This is a genomic window from Flavobacterium ardleyense, assembly GCF_033547075.1.
Lineage (GTDB): Bacteria > Bacteroidota > Bacteroidia > Flavobacteriales > Flavobacteriaceae > Flavobacterium > Flavobacterium ardleyense_A.
In genome coordinates, this window is the sequence record NZ_CP137891.1 from 1,160,472 (window position 1) to 1,185,692 (window position 25,221).

At 36.4% G+C, this 25,221-nt stretch carries 20 protein-coding genes; 19 read left to right on the top strand and 1 reads right to left on the bottom strand.

Features of this window, described 5'->3' with window-relative positions; translation table 11 throughout:
- Window positions 1-145: 145 nt before the first annotated feature.
- The 16 genes from SBO79_RS05005 to SBO79_RS05080 all read left to right on the top strand — a co-directional run bounded on the left by SBO79_RS05005 (window position 146) and on the right by SBO79_RS05080 (window position 20,117).
- Complete coding sequence (locus SBO79_RS05005) at window positions 146-2,428, top strand: NADP-dependent malic enzyme (RefSeq protein ID WP_318642542.1); 2,283 nt, start codon at window positions 146-148, stop codon at window positions 2,426-2,428.
- An 81-nt stretch (window positions 2,429-2,509) separates the two neighbouring features.
- Window positions 2,510-3,091, top strand: a complete 582-nt coding sequence (ruvA, locus tag SBO79_RS05010; protein WP_318642543.1) for a Holliday junction branch migration protein RuvA — start codon at window positions 2,510-2,512, stop codon at window positions 3,089-3,091.
- A gap of 48 nt (window positions 3,092-3,139) precedes the next feature.
- Window positions 3,140-10,315, top strand: a complete 7,176-nt coding sequence (gene sov, locus SBO79_RS05015; RefSeq protein ID WP_318643439.1) for a T9SS outer membrane translocon Sov/SprA — start codon at window positions 3,140-3,142, stop codon at window positions 10,313-10,315.
- 71 nt (window positions 10,316-10,386) lie between these two features.
- On the top strand, window positions 10,387-10,767 hold the full coding sequence (gcvH, locus tag SBO79_RS05020) for a glycine cleavage system protein GcvH (RefSeq protein WP_318642545.1): 381 nt from the start codon (window positions 10,387-10,389) through the stop codon (window positions 10,765-10,767).
- A gap of 13 nt (window positions 10,768-10,780) precedes the next feature.
- On the top strand, window positions 10,781-11,146 hold the full coding sequence (locus SBO79_RS05025) for a VanZ family protein (protein WP_318642547.1): 366 nt from the start codon (window positions 10,781-10,783) through the stop codon (window positions 11,144-11,146).
- A gap of 192 nt (window positions 11,147-11,338) precedes the next feature.
- Window positions 11,339-12,085 carry a deoxyribose-phosphate aldolase gene (gene deoC / locus SBO79_RS05030; protein WP_318642550.1) on the top strand — a complete coding sequence of 249 codons (747 nt, stop codon included), beginning with the start codon at window positions 11,339-11,341 and terminating at the stop codon, window positions 12,083-12,085.
- Between the two features lie 32 nt (window positions 12,086-12,117).
- On the top strand, window positions 12,118-14,229 hold the full coding sequence (locus SBO79_RS05035; protein WP_318642552.1) for a gliding motility outer membrane protein RemB: 2,112 nt from the start codon (window positions 12,118-12,120) through the stop codon (window positions 14,227-14,229).
- Window positions 14,230-14,342: 113 nt separating this feature from the next.
- The gene (gene cyoE, locus SBO79_RS05040) at window positions 14,343-15,257 is read left to right on the top strand and encodes a heme o synthase (RefSeq protein ID WP_406600251.1); all 915 of its coding nucleotides are present in this window, start codon (window positions 14,343-14,345) and stop codon (window positions 15,255-15,257) included.
- 7 nt (window positions 15,258-15,264) lie between these two features.
- A complete protein-coding gene (locus tag SBO79_RS05045) occupies window positions 15,265-15,852 on the top strand; it encodes a cytochrome c oxidase subunit 3 (RefSeq protein ID WP_318642554.1) in 588 nt (195 codons plus the stop codon).
- 41 nt (window positions 15,853-15,893) lie between these two features.
- The gene (locus SBO79_RS05050) at window positions 15,894-16,919 is read left to right on the top strand and encodes a cytochrome c oxidase subunit 3 (protein ID WP_318642556.1); all 1,026 of its coding nucleotides are present in this window, start codon (window positions 15,894-15,896) and stop codon (window positions 16,917-16,919) included.
- Between the two features lie 19 nt (window positions 16,920-16,938).
- Complete coding sequence (locus tag SBO79_RS05055; RefSeq protein ID WP_318642558.1) at window positions 16,939-17,289, top strand: cytochrome C oxidase subunit IV family protein; 351 nt, start codon at window positions 16,939-16,941, stop codon at window positions 17,287-17,289.
- 77 nt (window positions 17,290-17,366) lie between these two features.
- On the top strand, window positions 17,367-18,002 hold the full coding sequence (locus SBO79_RS05060) for a hypothetical protein (protein WP_318642560.1): 636 nt from the start codon (window positions 17,367-17,369) through the stop codon (window positions 18,000-18,002).
- Between the two features lie 10 nt (window positions 18,003-18,012).
- Complete coding sequence (locus tag SBO79_RS05065; RefSeq protein ID WP_318642562.1) at window positions 18,013-18,696, top strand: SCO family protein; 684 nt, start codon at window positions 18,013-18,015, stop codon at window positions 18,694-18,696.
- Window positions 18,689-19,240 (top strand): DUF420 domain-containing protein, encoded by a 552-nt coding sequence (locus tag SBO79_RS05070; protein ID WP_318642564.1) that lies wholly within the window; start codon window positions 18,689-18,691, stop codon window positions 19,238-19,240. The genes SBO79_RS05065 and SBO79_RS05070 overlap by 8 nt, the downstream gene beginning before the upstream one ends.
- An 18-nt stretch (window positions 19,241-19,258) precedes the next feature.
- Window positions 19,259-19,492 (top strand): CAMCR motif-containing small membrane protein, encoded by a 234-nt coding sequence (locus SBO79_RS05075; RefSeq protein WP_318642566.1) that lies wholly within the window; start codon window positions 19,259-19,261, stop codon window positions 19,490-19,492.
- 127 nt (window positions 19,493-19,619) lie between these two features.
- Window positions 19,620-20,117, top strand: a complete 498-nt coding sequence (locus tag SBO79_RS05080; protein WP_318642568.1) for a hypothetical protein — start codon at window positions 19,620-19,622, stop codon at window positions 20,115-20,117.
- A gap of 165 nt (window positions 20,118-20,282) precedes the next feature.
- On the opposite strand, the gene SBO79_RS05085 is transcribed toward SBO79_RS05080, so the two are convergent.
- Window positions 20,283-21,680, bottom strand: coding sequence for a DUF4403 family protein (locus SBO79_RS05085; RefSeq protein ID WP_318642570.1), 1,398 nt, complete (start codon window positions 21,678-21,680; stop codon window positions 20,283-20,285).
- A gap of 227 nt (window positions 21,681-21,907) precedes the next feature.
- Here SBO79_RS05085 and SBO79_RS05090 point away from each other — a divergent pair, with 227 nt between their 5' ends.
- From SBO79_RS05090 to tsaB, 3 genes are read left to right on the top strand one after another with little or no spacing between them, the layout of a single operon-like run.
- Window positions 21,908-23,251, top strand: a complete 1,344-nt coding sequence (locus SBO79_RS05090; RefSeq protein ID WP_318642572.1) for a TolC family protein — start codon at window positions 21,908-21,910, stop codon at window positions 23,249-23,251.
- A 4-nt stretch (window positions 23,252-23,255) separates the two neighbouring features.
- Entirely contained in the window at window positions 23,256-24,545 is a 1,290-nt protein-coding gene (locus SBO79_RS05095) for an efflux RND transporter periplasmic adaptor subunit (RefSeq protein WP_318642574.1), read from the top strand.
- A gap of 1 nt (window position 24,546) precedes the next feature.
- Window positions 24,547-25,221, top strand: coding sequence for a tRNA (adenosine(37)-N6)-threonylcarbamoyltransferase complex dimerization subunit type 1 TsaB (gene tsaB, locus SBO79_RS05100; protein ID WP_318642576.1), 675 nt, complete (start codon window positions 24,547-24,549; stop codon window positions 25,219-25,221).

Here is a 25,221-nt window from a genome sequence, read left to right on the forward strand (position 1 = left end):
GCGCGAATGATTGTTATCTTTCAATCTCTAAAACAAATATAAAGCTTCGGGGAAAAATAATTCATAGTGGCTAAAGAAAATTTGCCAAATGTTTAGTTTTCTTTCATAGTCTTTTATCTTTGTGAGTCTCAAGAAAAATGATATTATGGAAAAATCAAATAAAAGAATAGAAGCTTTACTATACCACGCAAAACCCAGACCAGGAAAAATCCAAGTATTACCAACAAAAAGGTATGCCACGCAACGAGATTTGTCACTTGCATATTCTCCAGGTGTTGCAGAGCCATGTCTTGAAATAGCAAGAGATGTTGCAAATGTTTACAAATATACTGCCAAAGGAAATTTGGTTGCCGTTATTACAAACGGAACTGCAGTACTTGGTCTTGGAGACATTGGACCCGAGGCGTCGAAACCAGTGATGGAAGGAAAAGCACTTTTATTTAAAATCTTCTCAGACATAGATGTCTTTGATATTGAAATCGACACAAAAGATGTTGATAAATTTATAGAAACCGTAAAGAATATCGCCCCTACTTTTGGAGGTATTAATCTTGAAGATATAAAGGCGCCAGAATCATTTGAAATTGAACGACGATTGGTGGAGGAATTAAACATTCCTGTTATGCATGATGATCAGCATGGAACTGCAATCATTTCTTCTGCTGCCTTAATCAACGCCTTAGAATTGGCAGGAAAAAAGGCCGAAGAAGTTAAAGTTGTTGTTTCTGGAGCAGGTTCTGCAGCCTTGGCCTGCGCTAATTTGTACCTATTACTAGGTGTTAAAGCTGAAAATGTCTTGATGTTCGATTCGAAAGGATTAATTTCTAAAGATCGTGAAAATATCAAAGTAATGCAGCAGAAATATGCAAATGGTACTGCTGGCACTACGCTATTAGAAGCGCTTACGGGTGCAGACGTTTTTCTTGGACTATCAACAGGAGATATTATGTCTGCCGAAATGCTTCTTGCAATGGCCGACAACCCTATTGTTTTTGCCATGGCAAATCCACAACCCGAAATAGCTTATGACTTAGCAATTTCTACCCGTAAAGATGTTATTATGGCTACTGGCCGCTCTGACCACCCTAATCAAGTGAATAATGTTCTCGGTTTTCCTTATATCTTCCGAGGCGCCTTAGATGTGCGTGCTACTATAATCAATGAAGAAATGAAAATGGCCGCGGTAACTTCTTTAGCAGCTTTGGCCAAAGAATCAGTTCCCGAAACGGTGAATATTGCGTATGGTGAAACCAAATTAACTTTTGGTAGAGAGTATATTATTCCCAAACCATTTGACCCACGATTAATCACCACTGTTGCTCCTGCTGTTGCAAAAGCTGCCATGGATTCGGGAGTAGCACTACAACCAATTTTTGATTGGGACAAATACAATACTGAATTACTAGAAAGATTAGGATCTGATAATAAAATGGTTCGTCTAATTGCAAATAGAGCTAAGACAAATCCTAAAAGAGTAGTTTTTGCGGAAGCAGATCAACTTGATGTTCTAAAAGCAGCTCAGATTTCGTATGAAGAAAAAATTGCCATCCCAATTCTCTTAGGAAATAAAAAAATTATTTTAGAATTAATGAAGGAGATTGGCTTTAGTGCCAATGTTGAGATCATTGATCCTAAAGAAGATGAGGAAGAGGTCAGGAGAAATAACTACGCAAGTGTTTTCTATAAAGCACGACAACGTAAAGGAATTCAGCTATTAGATGCACAAAAATGGATGCGAGAGCGTAATTACTTTGCGGCAATGATGGTGGTGCAAGGAGAGGCAGATGCTATGGTTTCTGGATATTCACGCAGTTATTCATCTGTCGTTCGGCCAATTTTACAATTAATTGGTAAAGCGCCTGGGGTTTCTTTAGTGGCAACTACCAATATGATGATGACAAATCGAGGTCCGATATTTTTATCTGATACTGCAATTAATCCAAATCCGTCGGCAGAGGGAATCGCCAAAATCGCTCTAATGACCGCCAAGACCGTACGCATGTTCGGTATGGAGCCAGTAATTGCGATGGTTTCTTATTCAAATTTTGGGTCGTCTCAAGGAGAAAGTGGAAAAAAACTGAGAGAAGCAGTTGCCTATCTACATGAAAATTATCCAGATCTAGCGGTTGACGGCGAACTTCAATCAGACTTTGCTTTAAATCCTGAAATGCTCAAAAAGAATTTTCCTTTCTCTAAATTAGCCGGAAAAAAGGTAAATACGTTGATTTTCCCAAACCTTGATGCCGCAAATATTACTTATAAAATGCTCAAAGAATTATACGGTGCAGATTCAATTGGACCGATTATGTTAGGTATGAATAAACCTGTGCACATTTTTCAACTAGGAGCAAGTGTGGATGAGATGGTTAATATGACGGCGATTGCAGTGATCAATGCTCAATCTGTAGAACATCGTACCAAGAAATAATTATTATTTGTTTAAGCTCTCGCTACCGAAGTAGCAAGAGCTTAAACTTTTTTGCTATATTTGGCTTTTACTTAACGTTTTATGATTGCACATATTCAGGGCAAATTGGTAGAAAAGCTACCTACCGAAGTCTTAATAGACTGTGGTGGTGTAGGCTATCAAGTTAATATCTCTCTGCACACTTATTCGCTAATTCCGGATACCGAAAATATCAAACTTTTTACCTACTTACAAATTAAGGAAGATTCGCACACCTTGTTTGGATTCGTAGAAAAATCTGAGCGCGAAATTTTCAAAATGCTGCTATCCGTTTCTGGAATAGGCGCTAGCATTGCTAGAACGATGCTCTCTTCGTTAGAGCCTAAGCAAATAATACAAGCACTCGCTTCTGGAGATGTAGCAACAATACAATCTATCAAGGGAATAGGTAGTAAGACCGCACAAAGAGCTATTTTGGATTTAAAAGAAAAGGTATTAAAAATCTACAATCTTGACGAAGTTTCTATAGTGCAAAACAATACAAACAAAGATGAAGCGTTATCTGCTTTGGAGGTTCTAGGTTTTAACAAAAAATTGGCTGAAAAAGTAGTCGATAAATTTGTTAGAGAAAGTCCTGAGGCATCGGTTGAAACTATTATTAAACAAGCTTTAAAAAATTTATAATACTTGAAAACAGTGTACACAGCAGGAATTTCTGCATTGAGACCCGTAATGTTTTTGCTTTTACTTATCGCATCAGCACAAACTCAAGCCCAAGTTGATGAGGAGACACAAGATACTATTACAGGAAGTGTAGTAGGGCAGATTGCTATCGGAAATCCGTCTAGCATTTTGGAAGCCTATACCTATGATCCCGTAACTGATCGTTACATCTATACCAATACAGTGGACGGCTTTAATATAAATTATCCAATAATTTTAACGCCAAAAGAATATCAAGAGCTAGTTCAGAGGGAAAGTATGCGCGCATATTTTAAACAAAAATCTGATGCTATTGATGGAAAGAAGGATGGGAGTGATGCTGCTCAACGGGATTTACTACCGCGTTACTATGTAAATTCGGGTCTTTTCGAGTCTATCTTTGGAGGAAACACAATCGATGTAAAACCGACCGGATCTGTAGAAGTAGATCTTGGTGCTCGTTATACAAAACAGGATAATCCAGCTTTTTCACCTCGAAATAGAACTTCTACAACTTTTGACTTCGATCAGCGTATCAGCATGAGTTTGATGGGAAAAGTCGGTACAAGACTTAACGTTAATGTCAATTATGATACTGAATCAACTTTTGCCTTCCAGAATCTTATCAAATTAGAATACACTCCTACCGAAGACGATATTATCCAAAAAATTGAAGTTGGTAACGTAAGTCTCCCATTAAATAGTTCACTTATTAGAGGTGCACAGAGTCTCTTTGGGGTAAAAGCACAATTTCAGTTTGGTAAAACGACCATTACGGGGATTTTCTCTGAGCAGAAATCTCAAACAAAAAGTGTCACTGCCGAGGGCGGTGGTACGGTCGAACCTTTTGAACTTTTTGGCCTTGATTATGATGCCGATAGACACTTCTTCCTTTCTCAATATTTCCGTAGCAAATACGACAAATCACTCAATAACTATCCATTTATTGATAGTCGAGTACAAATTACGAGGATTGAAGTTTGGATAACCAATAAGCAAAATAGAGTAAATCAGAACAATAATAACCTTCGTAACATTATTGCTCTTCAAGATCTAGGGGAATCACAACTTACTAATTATTTAGATCCTGTCGTGGTTGGTACACCGCCCGCCGGTTTCTTTAATAATCCAGCCGACTCTCCAACAGATAATAAAAATAATGATTATGATCCAGGGCTAATCGGTGCTGGAGGTGCACTTAACGGAAATATTAGAGAAATCGTAACAGCAAATTCAGGGTTTGTTGGTATTACTCCTTCGGAAGGTCGTGATTATTCTAAACTAGAAAATGCAAGAAAGTTAACTTCGACAGAGTTTACTTATAATACACAACTTGGATATATTTCACTTCAACAAAGACTTGCTAATGACGAAGTATTGGCGGTAGCCTATCAATATACTATCGGAGATAAAGTATATCAAGTAGGTGAATTTGGAACTGACGGTATTGATGCAACTCAAACCGGAGCAATTGATCCTGATACAAATCAACCGACAACAGTTTCTACGCAAGCACTTCTGCTAAAAATGCTGAAAAGTAATTTAACCAATATTGCAGATCCTGTGTTTAATTTGATGATGAAGAATATTTATCAAATACCTGGTGCTTATCAATTAGAGCAAGAAGATTTCAGATTTAATATTCTATATACAGATCCATCACCGCTTAACTATATTACTCCAGTTGCAGGAACACAATTTCCAACTACATCAGATCCTGAACAACAGTTAGCTGAAACACCTCTTTTGCAAGTCTTTAATGTAGATAGACTGAATTATAATAATGATCCTCAAGTTGGTGGAGACGGATTTTTTGATTTCTTGCCAGGAATTACAGTTGATCGACAGAATGGTCGAATTATTTTTACCTCTGTGGAACCTTTCGGTAAATTATTGTTTGATAAGCTTAAACTCGGTACAGAAAACTACAATGATCCATTAACTTATAATGCCAATCAGAATAAATACGTTTTTAGAAAAATGTATAATAGCACTCAAGCAGGTGCATTGCAGGAATCAGACAAAAATAAATTTCAACTAAAAGGTAGATTTAAATCATCGGGAGGTGATGGAATTCCTATTGGAGCTTTCAATGTGCCTAGAGGTTCGGTGGTAGTAAGTGCTGGCGGTAGAATACTTCTTGAAGGTGTAGATTATAGTGTGAACTATCAACTAGGACGAGTTCAGATTTTAGATCCTTCTCTTCAAGCATCAAATACACCTATTGAAGTTTCGGTAGAGAATAATTCGGTATTTGGTCAGCAGACGCGTCGTTTTATGGGTGTAAATGTGGAGCATAAATTCTCGGACAAATTCCTTGTTGGTGCTACATTTCTCAAGATGAGTGAAAAACCATTTACTCAAAAATCAAACTACGGGCAAGAGTCTGTCAATAATTCAATCTTCGGCGCAAATGCAAATTTTGCGACTGAAGTTCCTTTTCTAACGAGATTGGTAAATAAATTACCAAACATTGATACAGATGTACCATCAAATATCTCTTTGCGTGGAGAGATTGCGTTTTTACAACCAGATTCGCCAAAAGCTGACAACTTCCAAGGTGAAGCTACTATTTATATAGATGATTTTGAAGGTTCGCAGACTGCTATTGATATGCGTTCTCCTTCAGCTTGGAGCCTTGCTAGTGTTCCAGTTCGAAATTCAAATAGTACCTACGGTGACTTTGGTGCCGAAGCAAACGACCTTTCTTATGGTTTTAAAAGAAGTAAACTTGCTTGGTACAGTATCGATCCAACATTCTATGCTGAGAAACCGAGCGGAATTTCGCCTCAGGACATTGCTTTAAATTCGACTAGAAGAATTTTTAGCGCAGAACTTTATCCTCAAACGGATATCGCGGTTGGGCAAACTCAAGTAGTTAACACTTTTGACTTATCGTATTATCCAACTGAGCGTGGTCCTTATAACTACAACCCTTTGGCAGCAGCCACAAATGGATTCTCCGCAGCACAAGCTACAGAAAATTTTGGAGGGGTGATGAGAGCAATCAATTCAACAAATTTTGAACAAGCAAATGTTGAGTACATTCAGTTTTGGGTACTTGATCCTTATTATGATCCGGGAAATCCACAAGCGCAAGCATCAGTAGGAAATAGCGGAAAATTGTATTTTAACCTTGGTTCTATTTCTGAAGATATTCTTAAAGATGGTCGTAAGCAATATGAGAATGGTTTAGGTGCCGATCAGATTCTGGTAAATCCAGCTCCAATTTGGGGTAATGTTCCAGCCTCACAATCTCTTATTTATGCTTTTGATACAGATCCCGCAAACAGAGCACGTCAGGATGTGGGACTTGATGGTCTTAATGACGACGAAGAAGCGACTCGTTTTCCAGCATTTGCAGGATTAGCAGATCCATCACAAGACAATTACGAATATTATCTAACTGCTGAAGGAAACGTTCTAGAACGCTACAAAAATTATAATGGAACTCAAGGAAACTCACCAGTAGAATTGAGTGGAAATAATAGAGGGTCTACCACACTACCAGATGTAGAAGATATCAATCGGGATAACACAATGAATACAATTAATGCTTATTATGAGTATGAAATAGAGATTCGTCCAAATATCCAAATTGGTGATCCTTTCGTTACAGATATTAAAGATACGCCAGCGGCAAATTTGCCAACCGGCGCAACTCCAACATCAGCAAGATGGATTCAATATAAAATTCCAGTTTCTCAGCCAAACAACGTGATTGGCGGAATCTCAGATTTCAGAACGATTGGTTATATGCGTATGTTTATGACAGGATTTAATGATGATATTACATTGCGTTTTGGTGCACTTGACCTAGTACGTGGTGAGTGGAGACGTTATGAAAATTCTCTTGATATTACCGATTCTAATCCTGATGATGATGGAACAAATTTTGACGTTCAAGCTGTAAATATCCAAGAAAACAGCGATAGACTTCCTATTAAATATGTATCTCCTCCAGGAGTTGTTCGCGAGGAATTATATAGCAACAATTCGGTAATCCAACAAAATGAGCAATCACTTTCTTTAAAAGTTGGTGGTACTGGGTTGGAGCCACTTGATGGTCGTGCTGTATTTAAAAATGTATCGGTTGATTTTAGACAATTTAAAAATCTTAAGATGTTTCTTCACGCCGAAGCGCTTGTTGGAGATGCAATGCCATTACAAGACAATGAACTAATCGGTTTCATTAGATTTGGAAATGACTTTACGCAAAACTTTTATGAAGTAGAAATTCCTTTAAAGGTTACTAATCCTGGAGCGTTAAATGCCGATGAAATTTGGCCGGATGCGAATGAGATTGATCTTTCTTTAGAATTATTAACGAGATTAAAAATCCTATCAATGGGTGCATCAGCTCCTATCGAAGATGCAAATGGAATTCGTTTTATTAACGAGGGAGATCTCGATCCTAGCAAAGCTGGAAGATCTAATGAATTACGACTAGGTATTCGTGGTAATCCAAACTTCGGGTTGGTTCGTACTTTAATGGTCGGAGTGAAAAATAATACGCAAAACACTAAAATTCCAGCTGGCTACGTACTTTCATCAAAAGATGTTAAAGGAGAAGTTTGGTTTAATGAATTGCGACTTTCAGATATGGACAATCAAGGTGGTATGGCCGCAGTTTTGAATCTTGATTCTAATATTGCCGATTTTGCAACGGTTGCGGCAACTGGTAGAATGAGTACAATTGGTTTCGGTTCGCTAGAACAAGGATCAAATGAAAGATCACGTGAAGATATAGTGCAGTACAATCTTGTGACCAACGTAAATCTTGGTAAATTACTTCCTAATAAATGGGGAATTAATGTTCCATTTAATTATGCGGTGGGCGAGGAAATTATCACTCCAGAATATGATCCTTACAACCAAGATATCAAACTTGATTTGCTTCTTGATAACACTGAAAATGCTGCAGAGCGTCAAAATATAAAAGATCGTGCGATTGATTATACAAAACGTAAAAGTATCAACTTCATCGGTGTTCGTAAAGATCGCGCTCCAGAGCAAAAGCAACATTTCTACGATCTTGAAAACTTAACACTTTCATACTCGTTTAATGAAGTAGAAAGACATGACTTTGAAATTGAAGATTACCTAGATCAGCAACTTAATACTGGTGTTGATTATGCGTATGCTTTTCAACCAAAATTGGTAGAACCTTTCAAAAAGACAAAATTCATGAAGAAAAGTTCTTATTGGAAAATGTTAAGCGACTTTAATTTCAATTACTTACCTTCAAATATTTCGTTTAACACAAAAATTTTGCGTCAGTATAACCGTCAGCAGTTCAGGCAAATCGATATCGAAGGTATTGGAATTGATCCCCTGTACAGACGTAATTTCTTGTTCAATTACAATTATGGCTTCAATTATAACCTAACCAAAGCTTTAAAAGTAAATTATACAGCTGCGACTAGTAATATAGTTAGAAATTATCTGGATGATAATAATGTACCAAATGACGATATCACGATTTGGGATGATTACTTCGAAATTGGAGAAGCAAACCAACACAATCAGCAGATTATCGTAAACTATGCTTTGCCTCTTAACAAATTGCCGTTTTTAAGCTTTTTAAAATCTGATTATTCTTATACAGGAGATTTTAATTGGCAACGTGCTTCATTGGCATTAGAATCTATTGAATCCAATGGTATCAATTATGACCTTGGAAACACTGTTCAAAATGCAGGATCACATCGATTGAACACTGCTCTTAATATGGACTTGTTTTATAAATATATTGGTCTAACCAAAAAACCTAAGAAAACAGCGACCAAGCCCGCGGCACTTCCTAAGCCCGGAGAAAAAATTGTAAATACCGCACAAGCGGCAACAGAGGAGCGCAACGTTTTTATGACAGGATTAATCGGGGTTCTAACTTCTGTAAAAAACGTTCAAGTTAATTATACAGAAAACAGAGGAACGGTGCTTCCAGGATATCTTCCAGGAATTGGATTTATGGGTACTTCTAGACCCACTTTAGGATTCGTTCTTGGGTCACAATCTGACGTTCGTTACGAAGCAGCAAAAAATGGCTGGTTGACAAACTATCCTGAGTTTAATCAAAACTTTACGCAGGTTACAACCAAAGTTATAAACGCAACTGCAAATGTTGATTTGTTTCCAGATTTCAAAATAGATCTTACCGCCGATCGTTCGTACTCAGAAAATTTCTCTGAGCAGTACAATATTTTCGATGGTGATTATAATCCGCAGTCTCCATATTCATTTGGTAATTTTAGCATCTCGACTATTTTGATTAAAACGGCATTTAGTACAAGCGATGTTAACGGTTCAGCAGCATTTGATGACTTTAGAGCAAATCGTTTTATCGTTGCCAACCGTCTAGCTGAGAATTTTTATGGTACTACAGAGTATCCACTTAATGCTGATGGATATCCTGCAGGTTTTGGTAAAAACTCTCAGGCGGTTTTGCTTCCTTCATTTTTGGCAGCCTATTCGGGTGCCGATGCTGGTGGAATTTCATTAGGTGCTTTCCGCAATATGCCAATTCCAAACTGGACTGTAAAATACAGCGGATTGATGCGCTACAAATTCTTCAAAGATACATTCAAGCGTTTCTCTTTGCAGCATACGTACCGAGCTTCGTACACCGTAAACTCATTTAGATCTAATTTCGAATTTGATCAAAATCCGGCAGGAGTAGATGCTGGTGGTAACTTTAATAACAAACTTATTATATCCAATATTAATCTTGTTGAACAGTTTAACCCGCTGATAAGAGTAGATTTTGAAATGAAAAATTCATTTAAGATCCTTGCCGAAATGAAAAAAGATCGCGCATTGTCAATGAGTTTTGACAATAATCTGCTTACAGAAGTAAAGGGATTAGAGTATGTTGTGGGAGTTGGATATAGATTTAAAGATGTGATTTTCTCAACAAAGCTGGCAGACAATCCAACGGGAGTTGTGAAAAGTGACATCAATGTAAAAGTTGATTTATCTTACAGAAACAACGAGACTATTGTTCGTTATTTAGATTACAACAACAATCAATTAGCCGGTGGACAGGATTTGTGGTCAGCAACATTGCGTGCCGATTATATGTTTAGCAAAAATCTCACAGCCATTTTCTATTATGATCATTCGTTTTCAAAAGCCGTAATTTCAACCTCATTTCCTATGACAAATATTCGTGCAGGATTTACATTGAGATATAATTTTGGAAATTAAAAATGATGAGTTTATAGTTTTAAATTTCAAGTAGAACCTTTACATTTGTCAAACAACATAAAATAATAAAAATGAACTTACCAGAACAATTAAAGTATACAAAAGACCACGAGTGGATTAGCTTAGATGGTGATGTTGCTACAGTAGGAATTACTGATTTTGCTCAAAAAGAATTGGGAGATATCGTGTATGTAGAGGTAGAAACTCTTGATCAGGACATGGAAGCTGACGAAGTTTTCGGAACTGTTGAAGCTGTAAAAACTGTTTCTGATTTATTCTTGCCATTGGCTGGTACAATCGTAGAATTTAACGAGGAACTAGAAACTACTCCAGAAGTGGTAAATGCTGACCCTTATGGAAAAGGGTGGATGATTAAAGTAAAAGTGACAGATGTTGCTGATTTTAACAAATTGATGTCAGCCGAAGATTACAAAAAATTGATTGGTGCTTAAAAATGTATTCTTATTGTTAGCGATATTTTGGACAACACTATCTGTTTATTTATTTTTAAGCAGTTCCAGTTCGCTATCCATAGATACTCAAGTAAAAAATGCCGATAAGTACTTTCATGCTGGTTTTCACGGTCTCTTTGTGGTCTTTTGGTATCTTGGTCTCCGGCCTAAAACCATATTTGATCCGATAAGAAAACTGCTTATTCCAGTGGTTGCGACCTCCATAATTTATGGCATAGCAATAGAATTTGCACAATATGCATTTACAGATTCAAGATCTGCTGATTTTTTTGATATTTTAGCAAATTGTTCGGGAGCACTTATAGCTTTTGTTCTGATGCTTGCCTACGAAAAGTGGGGTCATAAGTCAGTAATTTAATACTATAAAAATCTCGCTTCGGTGAGATTTTTTTTTAGGAGCTTTTTCCTGCTGTCCACTGTATCTTTTTCTTTTTTTCCGAAAAGGGAAAAAAAGAAAAAGGATGACGTTCCCATCAGGGCTAGGGCTCTCCGTTTAACAAGAATTTATATTGCTAATCAAGAAGTATCAATTTTTACAGACCTTATCATTATGGAAATTTCTAACAATTCCAATTTTAATATTAACGAATATCTGGAATCTACTTACCTAAAAACTGCCGATCAAGCAGGAATATCGGAAGAAGAAAATCTATTGATTACGCAACAATTGGTGCAACAAGCAATCGATCAAAATTATAAAGTGGCGATGATTTTGCCGCAGTATGTGGCAATGGCTCGCAATATGCTTTTTGCCCAAAAATCAGACGTGCTTTTGGGAACCGTAATCGATTTTCCAGAAGGGAAGAGCACGCTTGAAGACAAGTTAATGCAAGCAGCAACTGCTATTCTTGACGGTGCAGATGAATTGGATTTTGTGGTAAATTACACGTCTTTCCGCTTTGGTGATCTCGATTTAGTGCGTCAAGAAGTTTTAGAATGCAGCAGAATTTGTCTCGCCAATAATCGAGCAGTAAAGTGGATTATTGAAACTGCCGCACTCAACAATCAAGAAATCGAATCTCTTACTAAGTTGATTAGAGAAGAAATTGTGGGAAATTTTGAAGAGAAAGATTTTCAAAAAGTATTTGTAAAATCATCAACGGGGTTTTATAAAACCGAAAACAATCTTCCAAATGGCGCTACACTTGAGACTATTGCTGTAATGCTTGAAAGTGCCCGGCCGCTACAAGTTAAAGCTTCTGGAGGAATAAAAACAAAGCAACAAGCGTTAGAAATGATTAACTTGGGAGTTCAAAGGATCGGAACATCATCGGCGGCTGTAATTTCAGCAGATTAATTTGTCCAATACAATTCTACAACATATTTTTTATGAGATACAGCCTTATTCTCTTGCTATTATTGGTGTCTTTTTCCGGATATTCGCAACAGCGAATAAGAGAAACTATTCCTGTATATCCTGGTTGCGATGCACAGAGTCTTCAATTGGAAAGCTGCTTTTATAATAATGTTCAGAATTATGTCTTTGAAAATTTTGAAGTGCCCGAAGTCTTGAAGAATTCAGAATTCAAAGATATCGTAACTGTCCTTTTTGAAGTTGATACTACGGGAGTTTTTAAAGTTTTATACGTTAATGCTATCGATGCTTCACTTGTAGCTGAAAGTAAAAGAGTATTTAGTGCGTTGCCAAAAGTACAGCCTGCTTATTACAACGGCCGACCTACTTATGCAAAATTTACAATTAATATAAATATTCCGCTTCAACCGGCGAATTCGATTGTCACTCAGAATTCATATGTTGAGAATGTACCCAAATCTCGTGGGAAGTTTTTTAAAGAACACGTGCCAGAATTAACCGAATTTGATAGTATTATTTACAAGCGTTTTAATAATCCCCAACTTAGCTCGCATCTCAATATTCCGTTTTCACATTCTTATTACAACCGCTTTGACGCTGCAATGAATCAAATTGGCAGTAATAATCACACCGCTTCAAAACCCTATACTTATGCCGAGGTTGCAAAATACTATGACCTTCATAAATGGCAAGAATCCATCTCTAAAAAAGGAACTAGTTGGTATTCTAGAAAATTTTGGAACGAGAACTTTGTTGAAATTCAAGGTGACAACTACTGGTTTACTTTCAATCCGATTTTAGATCTTCAATTAGGAAAAAGTTTTGGTGACCAAGATGTCAGCACATTTGTCAATACAAGAGGTATACAATTTAGAGGTGGGCTAGGAGAGCAGATTAATTTTTCTACCACGATTTACGAAAGTCAAGGACGTTTTGCCGACTACTATAATATGTATGCTGAATCTATTAAACCTTCGGGTGGAAATCCTGCAATTATTCCCGGAATCGGAATTGCCAAAGGTTTTAAGGAAGATGCTTATGATTTTCCTACTGCCGAAGCTAGTCTAACCTTTACGCCAAGTAAATTTTTAAATCTTGAGCTTGGCTACGGCCGAAACTTCATTGGTGACGGATATCGTTCACTACTCGAAGGCGATGGAGCAAGTCCGTATCCATACTTTAAAGCAAATACGACTTTCTGGAAAATCAAATATACCAACACCTATATATGGATGAAAGACGTCCGACCAGAAGCTACATTGGAAAAAACTTATTCTACAAAATATATGGCAAACCACTATCTAAGTTGGAATGTTACCAAGCGTTTTAATCTTGGATTGTTTGAATCGGTAGTTTGGGCCAATACCAATAATCGTGGTTTCGATATCAACTTTGTAAATCCCTTAATTTTTTACCGAGCAGTCGAATTTTCTTCTTCTCCCAAAACTGGAAATGCCTTACTAGGAGCAACATTTAAGTACAAATGGAATAGTCAACTTAACTTTTATGGACAGTTTTTGTTAGACGAATTTTCTTTAGGCGATGTGAAAGAAAGAGAGAAAAGTTGGAAAAATAAATATGGATATCAAGTTGGGGCGAAATATTACAACGCGTTGAATATTGACAATTTGTACCTTCAATTAGAATATAATAGAGTTAGGCCTTACGTATATTCTCATAGTGATCCACTCACCAATTATGCTCACAACAATCAAAGTGTAGGACATCAATGGGGTGGAAATTTTAGTGAATTTATCGCAGTTGCTCGTTATAATAAAGGAAGGTATTTTGCGGATGCCAAAGTAACTTTTGGAAAAAGAGGTTTGGATTTTAATACCGCTACCGATTCTTTAAATTATGGAGGCAATATTTATAGAGGTTATAATGACAATCGTGCCCGCGACAAAAATGCTTATGTGGGTCAAGGTAACGAGACATCTATTTTTATTGCAGATTTGCAAGCTGGATATGTAATTAATCCTTCTACAAACTTAAAATTATTTGGGAATGTAATTTTTAGAAATTTTGATCCTCTAGAAAACACCGAAACTACCTTTAAACAAACGACGACTTGGATATCTATTGGTGTTAGAAGTGATATTTTTAACTGGTATTACGACTATTAATGGCAGCTATATCTTAAAGCCTTGACTTTAACGCTTTGCAAATCAAAATTTGATATAATCAAGCATTATAAGATAATGAAATTTGTATCTTTGCCGAAGTTTAAAAAACCTTAATGAATTCTGCATTGCAATCTTCTGTAAATACATTTTCCATAAAAGCTCTTTTTCTTGATTTTAAAGAAATCACCAAAGCAGGACTTGCTATAAGCGTTTTGTTTTCTTCGATTGCTGGTTATTTTTTGGGCTTTGATAGCGAAAATCCCTTTCAGTGGTCAGTTCTTATCATGTTAATTATCGGAGGCTACTGCATGGTTGGAGCATCAAATGCCTTTAATCAAGTCATCGAAAAAGATATTGACAAATTAATGGACAGAACAAAGGATCGTCCCGTTCCTTCTGGCCGTATGTCATCAACTGTTGCGCTAGTCTTGGCCAGTATTCTAACCATAATTGGTATTGTATTACTTTATTTGATAAATCCTAAAACAGCAATGTTTGGTGCGATTTCAATATTCTTATACACAAGTTTGTATACGCCACTTAAAACCATTACGCCTCTTTCTGTATTTGTTGGTGCCTTTCCAGGTGCTATTCCATTTATGTTAGGGTGGGTTGCGGCAACTGGCGAATTTGGAATCGAAGCAGGAACACTGTTTTTAATTCAGTTTTTTTGGCAGTTTCCACACTTTTGGGCGATTGGTTGGATGTTGTTTGCCGATTATGAGAAAGCAAAAATATTTATGTTGCCTACTGGTAAGCGAGATACTTCAACAGCGTTGCAAATTATATTATACACTGTATGGTTGATAGTGGCATCGTTATTACCTGCTTTAGGCTATACAGGTAAGTTTTACATTACGCCAGTTTCGGCAGTTTTAGTGCTTCTTTTAGGCTTATGGATGCTTTTTTATAGTGTCAAATTATATAAAATCCGAACACCCAAAGCAGCAAGAACATTAATGCTTGTAAGCGTTTTGTACATTACGCTATTGCAATTAATTTATATTGCTGACAAATTCTTAAGATAATAAATTTATGGATATGACAATGACTCTAGATGAACACAATGCGAGAAAAGCGCGTTCGTCCAAATTGATTCTGGCCTTTGCCATGATTAGTATGACTATGATGTTTGCAGGACTTACCAGCGCATTTGTGGTAAGTAAATCACGAGCAGACTGGTTGACAGATTTTCAACTTCCAACTGCGTTTTATGCTAGTACTGCGGTAATTTTATTTTGTAGTCTTACCTTTCATTTAGCAAAAAAAGCAATTCTAAAAAATAATTGGTCCCAAACTACTGTATATTTATTGGCTACTCTTTTACTAGGTGTGTCATTTGTAATTTTGCAGTTTGTAGGCTTTGGTGAGATCATCGATGCGGGTCATTATTTCACCGGAAGTGAAAGTTCAATAACAACTACATTTCTCTATGTTGTGACCGTAACGCACCTTGCTCACCTTGCTGGAGGCTTAATTTCACTACTTATTATTATTTATAATCATTTTAAACATAAATACAATTCAAAGCAAACTCTTGGTATAGAGCTAGGTGCAATGTACTGGCACTTTCTCGACTTCCTTTGGATCTATTTGTTTTTGTTTTTATATTTCTTTAAATAAGAAAAAAACGTAAATTTGGGAACTTTTAACGAATAACTTTTATGGAAGCGATTACTACTGTAAATAGCAAAAACAAAACTTGGGGCGGCGGAAATGAGCCGATGGGAGCCAGTTATGGTAAATTAATGATGTGGTTTTTTATCGTATCGGATGCCTTAACCTTTTCAGGATTCTTAGCAGCTTATGGCTTCTCTAGATTCAAATTTATCGACACTTGGCCTATTGCCGATGATGTCTTTACCCACTTTCCGTTCTTGCACGGAATTTCAGCGCCAATGTACTATGTGGCACTGATGACTTTTATCCTAATCTTCTCGTCAGTTACTATGGTATTGGCGGTAGATGCAGGTCATCAAATGAACAAAGCAAAAGTAACATTGTATATGTTTCTTACTATTTTGGGAGGTTTGATATTCGTAGGTTCACAAGCTTGGGAATGGAAAAACTTTATCAATGGCGGATTAGGTGCGGTTGAAACTCACGGAGGGTCTTTGTTGCAATTTGTTGATAAAACTGGTAAAAGGGTTGCGTTGGCAGACTTTGCAGTAACATTAGAGGGGCAAAAAGAACAGTTGTCAAGAAACGAAGGGACATGGTTTATGTCATCAGCTTCAATGTCGGACTATTCTATGGCAGAGATTCAGGCTGGTTTTAAAGCAAATCCTGATTTACTAATTCGAACAGAAACAACTTTTCATGGTACCGAAGCAAATTTAAAAGATGCTAGACTAGAGCAGTCGCTAAATAAAGTTAAGCACAAAGAAGTGCTAACTCGTGCTGAATCTGAAAAGATGCTTGCCAAAGGCTTGCACGTTGTAGAAGGTGCAAATCTTATACGCAACGAATACGGAAATAAATTGTTTGGAGATTTTTTCTTCTTTATTACTGGATTTCACGGATTCCACGTAATTACAGGAATCCTTATTAATATTATCATCTTTTTCAATGTACTAGTGGGTACATATGAAAAAAGAGGAAGCTATGAGATGGTAGAGAAAGTTGGTCTTTACTGGCACTTTGTCGACTTGGTTTGGGTATTTGTATTTACATTCTTCTACCTAGTTTAATTTTTCAAAAGTAATTATCATGACACACGAATACGTATCAAATACTAAAAGAATCTGGATTGTTTTTGCAATTCTATCTGTATTAACAATTGTAGAAGTAGCATTAGGAATCGAAAAACCTGCCGTGCTATTTATGAATACTGTTTTAGGTATGAACCTCCTGAATTGGATTTTCATTATCCTAACCATCGTAAAAGCTTATTACATTGTTTGGGCGTTTATGCACATGGAAGGTGAAAAGTCTAGTCTTCGATGGGCTGTTGTAAGCACGCTTTGCTTCTTGATTGTGTATTTATTCTTCATCTTACTTGTTGAAGCAGATTATATCTTTGGGGTTTATAGAGATTCCACTATTAAGTGGAACTTTTAACAACTTATTAATTCATAAAAGACGGTTTCTGACCGTCTTTTTTTATTTTTGTACTTTATATATTTGAATTTTCAAAAATGAAAAAAACAGCTGTTCTTACAATTCTATTTGTTCTGCCTATAGTTTGTTATTTATTCTTTTCCTCAGGCATTAATGGGTTTTCTACGCTCCCAACGCTTACTCCAAAAGTGCAGGATATGAAAGCTTGGCCAACTCTCAGAAATGACACAATTTCACTTACTAATAAGATTACGATTCTAGGATTTGGGGGTGAGCAACTTCTGGCAAATCGCGAAAATCTTTTTAATCTTAATTTAAAAATCTACGAACGGTATCACGCTTTTGAGGACCTTCAGTTTGTAATACTTTGTCCAATTGGCACCGAAAAAGAAGCCAAACATATTGTAGACAAATTTGCAACTATCGTTGATCCTACTCAGTGGAATTTTGTATTTGCACCTAAGGAAGAAATTATTCAGTTTCACCAAGGTTTAAAAATGAAAAAACCCTTAGATCAATTTGCAGGAACTCCCGAAGTATTTATTCTAGACAAAGAGAGAAATCTTCGAGGTCGTAAACATGAAGATCCAGATGAATACAAAGAAGGCTATAATACTTCTTCGGTTTCAGAGTTAAGTAATGAGATGCTCGACGATTTCAAAATTATATTATATGAATATCGCGCAGCATTAAAAAAGAACAGAAAAATTTAAATACAATACCATGAAAAATAAATCCTATATAGGAATTTCTTTTATCATTTTACTTTTCGGAATTTGGGCTGTGCCTAATATTGTCGAAAGAATCAAAACTGGAACCGTAGTTAAGGGAGATAGACTTAATAAAGTGGATGCGTCAGACAAATTGGACGAAAAACTTGTAGTTATAGGACCTGTGCCAAAATTCATTCTTACCGATCAAAATAACAAAACTATCAGTAATACTGATTATCTGAATAAAGTCTACGTTTTGGAGTTTTTCTTCACTAAGTGTCCTACGATTTGCATCAAAATGAATGAGAATATGCTTGACATCGAAAAGACGTTCTTTGGCAACCCTAATTTTGGTGTTGCTTCTATTACAATCGACCCAAAAAATGATACTCCAGAAGTACTCAAAGAACATGCTGATTTTTTGGGAATAACATCTAGCCATTGGCACATGCTAACGGGAGATAAAGACTATATCTACGATCTAGCAAATAAGGGTTTTAATCTATATGCAGGAGAAGATAAGGCTGATAAAACTAATTTTGAACATTCTGGAATGTTTGCCTTAATTGATAAAAAAGGAAACATTCGCTGTCGTAGAGACAATCAAGGAAATCCAATCTTATATTACGATGGTCTTGATGCCCAGGGTATAAATGATATTAAAAAAGATATTAAATTGTTGCTAAATGAATAATCAAGATTCCCCAATTAATGAGAAGTTGTACAATAGATGGATTATCGTTCTGTCAATTGTAATTCCGTTGGTTGTAGCTTTGCTGTTTTCTGTCAACCTACAAAAATTAGGTTATGATGTGGAGCCCTTATCATTTCTTCCTCCAATATATGCTACTATAAATGGGTTCACCGCTATATTGCTAATAGCAGCTTTCTGGGCGGTAAAAAATGGAAAGCTAAAGTTGCACGAAAATTTGATGAAAACGGCGATAGGGTGCTCGGTTTTGTTTCTACTGATGTATGTTGCTTACCACATGACTTCAATCGAAACTAAATACGGAGGAGAAGGGACTTTAAAGTATGTTTACTTCTTTATCCTGATCACCCACATCGTTCTCTCTATCGCGGTAATTCCGTTAGTGCTTATTTCATTTGTAAGAGCACTTTCAAAAAGATTTGATAAGCATAGAAAAATTGCGAGAATCACTTTTCCTATTTGGCTTTATGTTGCCGTAACAGGAGTTGTAGTGTACTTGATGATTTCTCCATATTACCAAAATTAATATTTTAAGATATTTGACATGTCAAAAGTAAAAATGCTCTTGGTTGTTTTCTTTATATTTGTGATGAACTCTTCTGTACAGGCTCAATGTGCGATGTGTCGTGCTGCTCTTGAGAGTGGCGGAAATGACGCTCAAGCTGAAGCGGTAAACGACGGAATCGTTTATCTGATGATCATCCCGTATGTACTTGTTGCCGCAATCGGAATTTTTGTATATAATAGCCGAAAAAATATTGGTAAAAAGACCGAGTAAGCTTCTTGTTAGATGTGAATAGTTCATCAGAAATTTTCAAGGAAAATTCTAATTGATATAGCGTGGATTTTTAATGTCGATCCATATACAGCACAATAAATTCATACGTTCATTCGCTAATAGAGAAATGAAAAAAAGACTTCTTCTTATTTTACCGATTTTTCTTTTGATTTCATCTTGCAATCGTTTATCAAATGACTTTTTTAAATTTCTATTTAATTCAGAAAAGATTAGTTTAAGTCGGGAGTGTTCAGATAACCCCTCTTTTTTTAGTGAAGGAAGAAGTCATGAAGTTTATTCAATTCAGGAAATTGATGCAAACCTTGCAGTTGAAAATATTAAAAATAGAAATAAATTCAGGCAAGATATATTATATTCCAGATACGCAAGTCCTATATGGGAAAGCACACCAGTTTTCGAAATTGAACACGACGTTTATTCTTTTATAGAGTCTGAAATGCAAGATAATAACACCCATTGTTATACGAAAAGTGAATTATTTAAGATTTTACAACAAGGAGGAAATTATTTTACTTTTCTGAAGGATGATCTTGACAGAGTTAAATTGTTTATTTGGGATTATAAGAGCAGTCGATTATTTCTATTGACCTCATACGAAGTATAAGTATATTAATTAATATTTGACTCCATTACCTTGGATTTACTTCGTCTGTTCGGCAGAGCCTCGTCTGCAATCCGTGACCGCAAACGACATAAGTCTTAATTAGATTATTGATCAATTTTCTTTAATTGTCTAAATATTCGTAATTCAAGAGAAGCTCACAACATCTTACTCCAGTCCATCAATACTAATATCAAGTCTTCCCTGAACTTTTAGGAATGCAATAATTGCTGAATTAGTAAGCTGTAATTTTTCAAATTCGAAACTTCTGAGATCTCCATTTACCACAACTCCGGGCATTGGTTTGTAGCCACTCATAAATCCCTTCATCGTGGTTTTTGCATCTTCAAGATTTGCCGCAATAGAGTAGCGACAGTTTTCTCGAATTTTCTCCAAAATATAGCCTGAAGCCAACCAATTTGCAGTTCGTGCCAACTGACTTTTGGTATCCAAAACATAATCTAGTTGGTCAAAAAATATCTCGTTGGTCTGAGCATTAAATTGTGGATAACCCGAAAGATAAATCTGTCCTTTTATGCTTCCGTCCATCGTAAGTGCAATGATCAGCTTTTTGTCTTTGTGCCAAATTTCAACGTTTTTTACGATCACTTTTTTTCCGCCGCTTCCAAATTCCTGACCCGCGAAATTCTTAGTCAAAACTCTTGAAGCATCTTTGTAAGTAGAAACTGCAGCTATATTTGCGGTTGTAGAATTTGGCATTTTCTTGACCGGTTTCAGAACAATGGCATTTTTGTCAAAAACAGTTGCTGGTTTTTTGCCGATATAAGTCTGAATGTTACATTTGAGTCCCATCTCAAGATTTACCAAATCTTTTTGCAAAACGGCTTCGGTGGTGTAAAGTTCGATAGGTACAATTCGAAGCCAACTTTCGTAAACAGCATCCATTTCAAATGGAGTTGCCACTTTTTCTAATGCATCCAAAACATTCGCTTTAAAATCCATTGACTTGGTAATACTTTCGTCCAAACTCTTTACGATATCATTTCGGAATAGACTTATTGCAGGTTTAATAATATACGTAATCGGAATATTTTTTCCAGCTATCAATACCGTCGGACTTTCATTAAAATCCAAAGACTGAAACTCGGTCTTCGTACGCATTTGCCAATTGGTCAGAGCAATTTCACTTAGTAATGTCACTGTTCCATTAAATGTATACTTTCGCACATCGTACATTTTTATTCCCAATGCTTCGGTGCCAATTCGATATTGAACTTCGGCTTTAAGCGGCAGAAGAATCTGAATTTTGCCATTAAGACTTTTGAGCTTTATTGGCATCTGTTTCCAAACTTTCATCGAGATATCGTCATCTTCAATATTAGAATCTTCGTAAATTAGCCCGTTTAAAGATTGATTAATCTGGTTTTCGATATCTTGAACTCTGATTTTAATAGGTAGATTAATAAAGGAAGTGGTGCTTTCATAAACAGAAGGCGCAGTTTCTTGGGTAGGGCGAAGTGCATTAATTGCAGTCCCCGTCGTTCCGCATGAATTTAGCGAAAGCGAAAAAACAAAAACACATAATATATAAAGTGTACTGCGCATCTATTTGATATTTAAGATACAAAAGTACTTAGTTCGCATTTATAAATCAGAAATAAGTTCGAATGAAGCATATATATTTAACCAAGGGTTCCCAATTTTAACTGAGGTTGCTATTTTGAAACAATTTTATCGCTTATTAAGCGTATAGTAACGAATTATCTTTAAATTTGGAAAATCAAAATCAATTGCAGCGAAATTCTATGAAAATAACTTGGTCCTTATATTTTTTGATACTCATATTTGCACAATCATCCTTGCAGGCGCAGGAAAAGAAATGGACCTTGGACGAATGTGTTCGGTATGCATTGCAAAACAATATTTCGATCAAGCAAACTGCCTTAGATACAGATCTTGCGATGATTAATAAACGTGGTGCCTTTGGAAGTTTTTTGCCACGAATCGGAGCAAATGCATCTCACTCTTGGAATGTTGGTCTTAACCAAAATATTACCACGGGACTGCTCGAAAATCAAACAACACAATTTACCGCTGCAGGAGTAAACATTGGTTTAAATCTTTATAAAGGACTACAAAACCAGAACGAACTTCGACGCAGCAATCTTTCAATTCTTGCAGCTCAATATCAATTGTCAAAAATCCAAGATGACGTATCACTCAATGTGGCAAACGCGTTTTTGCAAATTCTTTTCAATAAAGAAAATTTGAAAGTTCAAAAGGAACAGCTTTCGCTAAATGGATTGCAGCTTGAAAGAACAAATGCGCTTGTTGAAGCCGGATCTGTTGCTAGAGCCGATTTGCTTGATATGGAAGCTACAGTTGCGGGCACTGAACAAAATGTAGTTGCGGCTGAAAATGCATTGCTAATTTCGAGATTAAGCCTTGCACAGTTGCTACAATTAGATGATTTTAAAAATTTTGATATTGCTGATAGAGATTACGAAGCAACCGAAAGTGAAATTATGTTGCAAACTCCCGAGGCCATTATTACAAAAGCCAAAGAAGTTAGGATGGAAGTAAAAATTGCGAAGACAAATCAGGAAATTGCGCAAAAAGATGTTCAGATTGCCAAAGGTGGATTGCAACCGGCGTTGCAAGCTTTCTACGCATTAAATACTAGAGCAGCTTATGCTGACAGAATTGTTGGCATTGACAATAATGGTGCTCCAATCTACGAAAGCCCGTTGGGACTTTTAGATCAATTTGACCAAAATAAAGGTCATTCTTTTGGATTGCAATTAGATATTCCGATTTTGAATGGCTTTACGGCTAGAAATAATGTCGCCCGGGCGAAAGTAGGTTTAGAGCGGTCAAAAATTGCACTTTCTCAAGAAGAACTAAATCTTGAGCGCAATGTATACACCGCTTATACTGATGCCGATGGTGCTCGAAACGCGTTTGAAGCTGCGAAGATTGCTTTGGCTGCAAGGGCAGGAGCTTTTGAATTTGCCAAAGAAAAATACGAAGTAGGATTAATGAATGCATTAGATTACAATCAAGCACAAACGCTATATGTAAATTCGCAATCAGACTTACTTCGCACCAAATACGATTATATTTTTAAAATTAAACTTGTAGAACTTTACTTCGGAATTCCGATTACCAAAATTTAACTCTATGTCGAAAAAATCAATTTATTATATTATTGGTGTACTTGTAGTTCTGATTATCGTGGCATTAGTCTTAAAAAAGACGGGTGTTATCGGAAATAAAGATGAAGGAATTGAGGTAGAGGTTGCCAAGGTTGAGCCGATTACAATTATTGAAACCGTATCTGCAACAGGGAAAATTCAGCCAGAAATTGAGGTAAAAATCTCTTCAGAAGTGTCCGGCGAAATTATTGCATTACCTGTAAAAGAAGGTCAGACCGTGAAAAAAGGAGATCTTCTCGTAAAGATTAATCCAGATTTATATACTTCTAGTCTTAATAGAACAGTTGCAGGATTAAGTGGTACAAAAGCGGGTCTTACGCAGGCTGATGCACAGCTTAAAGAAGCAAAATCAAATTACGATCGCAACAAGAAACTTTTTGACAAAGGAATTATCTCGCGCTCGGAGTGGGAAAAAATTGCATCTGCTTATGATGTAGCGAAGGCTTCAAAGCAGTCTGCATATTACAATGTACAATCGGCTTCGGCAACAGTAAGCGAGGCGAAAGACAATCTTGGTCGAACCACAATCTACTCGCCGGCAGACGGAACAATCTCTATGTTGGCGGTTGAACTTGGTGAGCGTGTTTTAGGAACGCAGCAAATGACAGGAACTGAAATTTTGCGGGTTGCCAATCTCAATAATATGGAAGTTGAAGTAGATGTTAACGAAAACGATATTGTAAAAATCAGCATCGGCGATTCTACAAATGTGGAAGTTGACGCTTATCTAAAAAAGAAATTTAAAGGGGTTGTCACAAGTATTTCAAATTCGGCAAATGCAACTTTAACTGCAGATCAAGTAACAAATTTTAAAGTTAAAGTTAGAATTCTTAAAGAATCATATCAAGATTTAACCGTAGGCAAGCCAGATAGTTATTCGCCATTTAGACCTGGAATGACCGCGACTGTCGATATTATTACTACTAGAAAAGAGCAGATTTTAGGTGTTCCAATTGGTGCCATTGTAATAAAATCTGACACTTTAGCTACAGAAAAACCTAAAGATGATGAACTAGCAGTAAAGTCTAAATCTGACAAGAAATACGAATGCGTATTTGTGAAAGTTGGCGATAAGGCTGAATTAAGAGTTGTTAAATCTGGAATCCAAGATGATTCAAATATCGAAATTAGCAAAGGTCTAAAGGCCGGAGATCAAATAATAGTTGGGCCTTATACCACAGTGACCAAAGATTTAAATCCTGGAGATAAGGTAAAAGTTGCAGACAAGATTGAAGCTGTCAAAAGTAAAAAATAGTATGACTTACATATTAAATATTGAAACATCTACCAAAAATTGTTCTGTTTCGATTGCTCAAAATGGAAATACAATTGCTTTACGCGAAATTGCTAGCGAAGGGTATTCACACGCAGAAAAATTACACGTTTTTATAGAAGAGACTTTAGAGGAGGCGAAAATCACATATAAAGAATTAGCCGCAGTAGCCATTGGAAGTGGTCCGGGCTCATATACAGGATTGCGGATTGGAGTTTCGGCAGCCAAAGGTCTGTGTTACGCATTAGAAATTCCATTAATTTCTATAGAATCACTAAGGATTCTGGCTCAGAAAGTTACTGTAGCAGATGGTTTGATTATTCCGATGCTCGATGCAAGACGCATGGAGGTTTATTGCTGCATATTTGACCACGAGCTAAATATTATCGAAAAAACTTCAGCCAAAATTCTGGACGAAAATTCTTTTGAAGATATTAATGGCACCATAACTATTGTAGGTGATTGTCAGGAAAAATGCCTGTCAGTGCTAAAAGCAGACCGGTTTAAGTTTTTAGCTAAGTTTCAATATCCTTCCGCTGCAGAAATGGGTTTATTAAGTTTTGCAAAATATGAAACGCAACAATTTGAAGACGTCTCATATTTTGAACCCTTTTATTTAAAAGACTTTTTGGTAACCGTTGCTAAGCCAAAAGTGTAG

What these genes read in the sequence shown, in the direction of transcription:
- SBO79_RS05075 (WP_318642566.1), top strand. Translation starts at nt 19,259, where the DNA reads ATGTCAAAAGTAAAAATGCTCTTGGTTGTTTTCTTTATATTTGTGATG.
- SBO79_RS05080 (WP_318642568.1), top strand. Translation starts at nt 19,620, where the DNA reads ATGAAAAAAAGACTTCTTCTTATTTTACCGATTTTTCTTTTGATTTCA.
- gcvH (WP_318642545.1), top strand. Translation starts at nt 10,387, where the DNA reads ATGAACTTACCAGAACAATTAAAGTATACAAAAGACCACGAGTGGATT.
- SBO79_RS05095 (WP_318642574.1), top strand. Translation starts at nt 23,256, where the DNA reads ATGTCGAAAAAATCAATTTATTATATTATTGGTGTACTTGTAGTTCTG.
- ruvA (WP_318642543.1), top strand. Translation starts at nt 2,510, where the DNA reads ATGATTGCACATATTCAGGGCAAATTGGTAGAAAAGCTACCTACCGAA.
- sov (WP_318643439.1), top strand. Translation starts at nt 3,140, where the DNA reads ATGTTTTTGCTTTTACTTATCGCATCAGCACAAACTCAAGCCCAAGTT.
- SBO79_RS05005 (WP_318642542.1), top strand. Translation starts at nt 146, where the DNA reads ATGGAAAAATCAAATAAAAGAATAGAAGCTTTACTATACCACGCAAAA.
- SBO79_RS05065 (WP_318642562.1), top strand. Translation starts at nt 18,013, where the DNA reads ATGAAAAATAAATCCTATATAGGAATTTCTTTTATCATTTTACTTTTC.
- SBO79_RS05045 (WP_318642554.1), top strand. Translation starts at nt 15,265, where the DNA reads ATGGATATGACAATGACTCTAGATGAACACAATGCGAGAAAAGCGCGT.
- SBO79_RS05085 (WP_318642570.1), bottom strand. Translation starts at nt 21,680, where the DNA reads ATGCGCAGTACACTTTATATATTATGTGTTTTTGTTTTTTCGCTTTCG.
- SBO79_RS05070 (WP_318642564.1), top strand. Translation starts at nt 18,689, where the DNA reads ATGAATAATCAAGATTCCCCAATTAATGAGAAGTTGTACAATAGATGG.
- SBO79_RS05060 (WP_318642560.1), top strand. Translation starts at nt 17,367, where the DNA reads ATGAAAAAAACAGCTGTTCTTACAATTCTATTTGTTCTGCCTATAGTT.
- SBO79_RS05055 (WP_318642558.1), top strand. Translation starts at nt 16,939, where the DNA reads ATGACACACGAATACGTATCAAATACTAAAAGAATCTGGATTGTTTTT.
- cyoE (WP_406600251.1), top strand. Translation starts at nt 14,343, where the DNA reads ATGAATTCTGCATTGCAATCTTCTGTAAATACATTTTCCATAAAAGCT.
- SBO79_RS05050 (WP_318642556.1), top strand. Translation starts at nt 15,894, where the DNA reads ATGGAAGCGATTACTACTGTAAATAGCAAAAACAAAACTTGGGGCGGC.
- deoC (WP_318642550.1), top strand. Translation starts at nt 11,339, where the DNA reads ATGGAAATTTCTAACAATTCCAATTTTAATATTAACGAATATCTGGAA.
- SBO79_RS05035 (WP_318642552.1), top strand. Translation starts at nt 12,118, where the DNA reads ATGAGATACAGCCTTATTCTCTTGCTATTATTGGTGTCTTTTTCCGGA.
- tsaB (WP_318642576.1), top strand. Translation starts at nt 24,547, where the DNA reads ATGACTTACATATTAAATATTGAAACATCTACCAAAAATTGTTCTGTT.